Source organism: Microbacterium sp. B35-04 (genome assembly GCF_010634885.1).
Lineage (GTDB): Bacteria > Actinomycetota > Actinomycetes > Actinomycetales > Microbacteriaceae > Microbacterium.
Genome location: NZ_MWLP01000114.1, coordinates 1 through 4,731 on the forward strand (window position 1 = coordinate 1; position 4,731 = coordinate 4,731).

The following is a 4,731-nucleotide window of genomic DNA, read 5'->3' on the forward strand; positions in this document are numbered from 1 at the left end:
CTCGCAAGCTCGCTCAACGACCGCGTGCCTCGCTCGGTCAACGACCGGGAGGCGTCGCGGAAGGGGCTGAGCCGCTCGACGACCGCGGCGAGGTGCTCGGGCGTCGTGCCGCAGCATCCGCCGACGAGGCCCAGGCCGAACTCGCGCACGAACTGCTCGTGCGCCGTCGCGAGCTCGGCGGGCGACAGCGGGTAGTGCGCGCCGTTCGCCCCGAGCACGGGAAGCCCGGCGTTCGGCATGCACGCGACGGGCACGGTGGCGTACTTCGACAGGTGCCGCAGGTGCTCGCTCATCTCGGTCGGGCCCGTGGCGCAGTTGAGGCCGATGGCGTCGACGCCGAGCGGCTCGATCGCGGTCAGCGCCGCGCCGATCTCGGACCCCATGAGCATGGTGCCGGTCGTCTCGACGGTCACCTCGACGAAGATCGGCAGACGGATGCCGCGGCTCACGATCGCCTGTCGGCAGCCGTTGATGGCGGCCTTCGTCTGCAGCAGATCCTGCGAGGTCTCGACGAGGAACGCGTCGGCGCCGCCGTCGATGAGTCCCTCGGCCTGCAGCGCGAACGTCTGCTTCAGGTTGTCGTACGTCGTGTGGCCGAGGCTCGGGAGCTTCGTGCCGGGGCCCATGGAGCCGAGCACCCAGCGCACGCGCCCGTCGACGGACTCGGCCGCCTCGACCCGCTCACGCGCGATGCGCGCCCCCGCGGCGGCCAGCTCGGCGATGCGGTCGTCGATGCCGTAGTCGCCGAGGTTCGACCAGTTCGCACCGAACGTGTTGGTCTCGACCGCGTCGACGCCGACCTCGAGGTACGCGTCGTGGATCGCCGCGACGACATCCGGGCGCGAGACGTTGAGGATCTCGTTGCAGCCCTCGAGGCCCTGGAAATCGCCCTCGATCGAGAGGTCGTAGCGCTGCAGCATCGTGCCCATCGCCCCGTCGGCGATCACGACCCGCTCGCGTACGCCCTCGAGCAGCTGCTGCGAGCGCTCCGGACGCGGCACGCCGTCGATGTCGAGGGCGAAGCGGGGAGCGGTGGAGGCAGCGGTCACCCGCGCGAGTTTAGTCGCGGCATCCGTCCCCGCCGCCGTCCGTGACGGCTATCGACGACCTGCCGGGCCCATGCGCGGCCCCTGCCCCCGTCGGCATGTCCCGATCGATGGCCCTCATGTCCCGAAACCGGCCACAAGGAGCGGCAGGATCAGCAGAAATCGGGACATGCTCCGCGGAGACGGACACGGAGACGGCGACGGAGTCCGCAGAAGCGCGAAAGGGTGGATTGCCGCACAGGCCCCAGCCGGAGGCGTGCGGGGATCTACCCTTTCGCGCATCCGGGCAGGTCAGGCGTTCTTCGAGTCGCGCCAGCGCAGCCACGAACGGATGAGGTCGTAGTCCCAGTCGGGGCCCTGGAAGCCGAGCGTGAAGAGGCGCACACCGGCGTCGTACAGCTCGTCGGCGAACCCCTCGCCGCGCTGGTGCAGCTCGTTGGAGATGACGAGGCCCGAGGTGTCGCGCTGCTCGCGCTCGGCCCAGCGCTCGATGACGTCGAGCTTGCGGGGCAGCTCGTCGGGGCGCACGAAGCTGTGCCAGATGTCGGCGTGCCGGGCGACGAGGCGCAGCGTCTTCTGCTCGCCCTTGCCGCCGATCATGACGGGGATCTCGCGGGTGGGCGCCGGGTTGAGCGTCTGCCAGCGGGCCTCGATCCGCTCGAGCCCGGCGGCGAGGTCGTCGAGCCGGGAACCGGCGGTGCCGAACTCGTACCCGTACTCCTCGTAGTCGCGGGCGAACCAGCCGGAGCCTGTCGCGAAGATGAAGCGGCCCACGCCGTCCTTCGCCGAGATGTGGTCGACGGTGCGGGCCATGTCGGCCTGCAGATCGGGGTTGCGGTAGCTGTTGCAGTTGACCAGTGCCCCGAACTCGACGCGCTCGGTCTGCTCGGCCCACGCGGCGAGCATGGTCCACGACTCGAAGTGCAGGCCGTCGGGGTCGCCCGACAGCGGGAAGAAGTGGTCCCAGTTGAAGAGGACGTCGACGCCCATCTCCTCGAGACGCAGGACGGCGTCGCGGAACGCGGAGTACGGAGCGTGCTGGGGCTGCAGCTGCACGCCGAGCCGTACGGGTGTGTCGAGAAGAGGCATGGGCATCAGCCTAGAAGGAGGGGAGGGGTGCGAGGCGCACTCCTCCCCTCCTTCCTCTGTCGGTCACCGACGGGCGACGCCACCCCGCCGTGCCTTGATCGCGACGTCGATGATGTCCCACGCCGCGATGCCCGCGATCACGAAGCCGGTGACGACGGTCATGATCGCACCGACCTCGCCGCCCGGGATGATCGTGGCGAAGAACTCGGGGTTCAGCAGCTCGCCTCGGGCGAGGAGCACCAGCGCGGGAACCGCGACCGCCAGGGCCAGCAGCGCGTTGACCACCGCGAGCGGAACCGTCCACCGTCCTCGGAAGTACACCGCGACGCTCAGCGCGGCCTCGAGCGCCATCAGCACGAACAGCGCCGCGTAGACCCACGGCCAGAGGTCCGGGTTGAAGAACGACAGTCCGGGCTCGGTGGGGACGAAACCGATGAACCGGTCCCACAGGAGTGCCCCCGCCGCGACGACGAGGAAGACCAGGCTGGCCACCATGTCGCCGAATCCCGCACCGCTCTGTCGCGGCTCGGGCAGCATCTCGGGCTTCCAGAATCCGGCGTAGGGCTTGCGCATGCGGGCGCCGCTGCGCTCGAGGATCACGACGATCAGGATCGTCCAGAAGAAGACGTGCATCGCGACGTTGAGCATGGTGACGACGGTCGTGCCGATCACCTCGCCGATGTCAGCGCCCGAGAGGGTCTGGGCGATCGCGATGCCGAGCCCTGCGAAGGGGATCACGATCCACAGCAGCAGCTTCGTCAGCCGCCACCAGTCGAGGTAGTAGCGCGGCCCGATCAGGTACAGCTGCCGGTCGGTGTACTTCGCGGCGAGGACGTCGGGGTCGCCGAGTTCGACGAGGACGGCGCGCTCGGCCTGCTCACGCTGCTCGCCCTCGGCCACGCGGGCATCGACCTGGTCGTCGATCGAGGCGCGCAGCTCCGCGGCGAGGTCGTCGCGCTGGTCCTCCGGCACGGTGCGCATCGCGGCGTCGACGTAGCGGTCGGTGAGGGTGATCGTGCTGGTCATGTCAGTCCTCCTGGGGAAGGGCGTCGATCGCGGCGGCGATCGCGCGGAAATCGTCGGTGAGTGCGGTCGCGAGGCGCTTGCCCGCGGCGCTGGTGCGGTAGAACTTGCGAGGCCTCGCCTCGTCGGTGTTCCACTCGCTCGTGAGGTGGCCCTGCTTCTCGAGACGCCGGAGGAGCGGATAAAGCGTGTTCGCGTCGGTGGGAAAGCCGTGCGCCCCCAGCTGTTCGAGCAAGCCGTACCCGTACCCCGGCGATTCGAGCAGCCGCAGACATGCCAGCACGATGGTGCCGCGCCGCAGCTCCTGCAGGTGCGTCTCGAGGATGTCGGATTCGCTCATGCGTCACACTGTACTGTGTGTCACACACTATCGTCAAACGCACATTGTTATTGCGTATCGTCGACCAAAAGCCTGGCCCGTCGCGTGACACGCCGCGCCGCAGCATCTGTCAGCGTGAGCACCGACCCGCTTTCGCAGGAGTCGATGCCGGGGCGGCATGATGGGGACGTGAGCAACGACGCGAACCGGCCTACCCTGCACGAGCTCCTCGACACGGCGCGCGTGGTGTCGCTGCCGCTCGCGACCAGGTTCCGCGGCATCGACGTGCGCGAAGCGCTCCTCTTCGAAGGCCCCGAGGGCTGGGCGGAGTTCTCGCCGTTCCCCGAGTACGACGACGCGGAGGCATCGACGTGGCTCGCCGCGGCCATCGAAGACTCACGGATGCCGCGGCCCGCTGCCCGCCGTGAGCTCATCGCCGTCAACGCCACGGTGCCGGCGGTCGCCGCCGCAGACGTCCCCGCGGTGCTCGCACGCTTCGACGGCTGCCGTACGGCGAAGGTCAAGGTCGCCGAGGCCGGTCAGCTGCTCGCGGACGACGTCGCCCGCGTCCGCGCGGTGCGCGAGGCGATGGGTCCGGAGGGCCGCGTGCGCATCGACGCGAACGGCGCCTGGAACGTCGACGAGGCGGAGCGCGCGCTCCACGCGCTCGCCGAGTTCGACCTCGAGTACGCCGAGCAGCCGTGCGCGACCGTCGACGAGCTCGCCGAGCTGCGACGGCGCGTCAAGTACATGGACATCCCGATCGCCGCCGACGAGAGCGTGCGCAAGGCCGCCGACCCGCTGGCGGTGGCGCGCGCGGGCGCGGCCGACCTGCTGGTGATCAAGGCGCAGCCGCTCGGCGGCGTGCGGCGCGCACTCGAGATCGTGGCGGAGGCGGGGCTTCCCGCCGTCGTCTCCAGCGCCCTGGACACCTCGGTGGGGCTGTCGATGGGCGTGGCGCTTGCCGCAGCGCTCCCCCAGCTCGACTACGACTGCGGCCTGGGGACCGCGTCACTCTCCCCCGCCGACGTCGCAGACCCGCCGCTGATCCCGCGCCACGGCTCGCTGACGGTGGGCCGGGTCACGCCGGACGCCGCGCTGCTCGACGCGCATGCGGCATCCGCCGACCGCCGCCAGTGGTGGCTCGACCGCCTCGCGCGCTGCTACGAGGTGCTCGGCTCCGGGCGCTGACCAGGCGGTGGCGTGTCCGGTCGCGGCTCGGGGCGCTTCGTCTCGCTTCGCTCGCTCAACGAC

Annotated in this window: 5 protein-coding genes; 1 reads left to right on the top strand and 4 read right to left on the bottom strand. The window is 70.5% G+C overall.

Going from position 1 to position 4,731, the window contains the following annotated elements; genetic code table 11:
- From B1729_RS19010 to B1729_RS19025, 4 genes are all read right to left on the bottom strand, one after another.
- Positions 1-1,049: homocysteine S-methyltransferase family protein (locus B1729_RS19010; protein ID WP_204318970.1), on the bottom strand; the 1,049-nt coding region annotated here is incomplete at its 3' end.
- Between the two features lie 288 nt (positions 1,050-1,337).
- Complete coding sequence (locus B1729_RS19015) at positions 1,338-2,135, bottom strand: LLM class F420-dependent oxidoreductase (protein ID WP_163634360.1); 798 nt, start codon at positions 2,133-2,135, stop codon at positions 1,338-1,340.
- A 63-nt stretch (positions 2,136-2,198) separates the two neighbouring features.
- Positions 2,199-3,161: a permease prefix domain 1-containing protein gene (locus tag B1729_RS19020; RefSeq protein WP_163634362.1), complete on the bottom strand. Its 963-nt coding sequence runs from the start codon at positions 3,159-3,161 to the stop codon at positions 2,199-2,201.
- A gap of 1 nt (position 3,162) precedes the next feature.
- Positions 3,163-3,498, bottom strand: a complete 336-nt coding sequence (locus B1729_RS19025) for a PadR family transcriptional regulator (protein WP_163618333.1) — start codon at positions 3,496-3,498, stop codon at positions 3,163-3,165.
- Between the two features lie 168 nt (positions 3,499-3,666).
- On the opposite strand from B1729_RS19025, the gene B1729_RS19030 reads away from it, so the two are divergent.
- Complete coding sequence (locus B1729_RS19030) at positions 3,667-4,668, top strand: o-succinylbenzoate synthase (RefSeq protein ID WP_239539716.1); 1,002 nt, start codon at positions 3,667-3,669, stop codon at positions 4,666-4,668.
- The last annotated feature ends 63 nt before the right edge of the window (positions 4,669-4,731 follow it).

Coding starts and splice junctions, on each gene's coding strand:
- B1729_RS19020 (WP_163634362.1), bottom strand. CDS start 3,161: ATGACCAGCACGATCACCCTCACCGACCGCTACGTCGACGCCGCGATG.
- B1729_RS19025 (WP_163618333.1), bottom strand. CDS start 3,498: ATGAGCGAATCCGACATCCTCGAGACGCACCTGCAGGAGCTGCGGCGC.
- B1729_RS19015 (WP_163634360.1), bottom strand. CDS start 2,135: ATGCCTCTTCTCGACACACCCGTACGGCTCGGCGTGCAGCTGCAGCCC.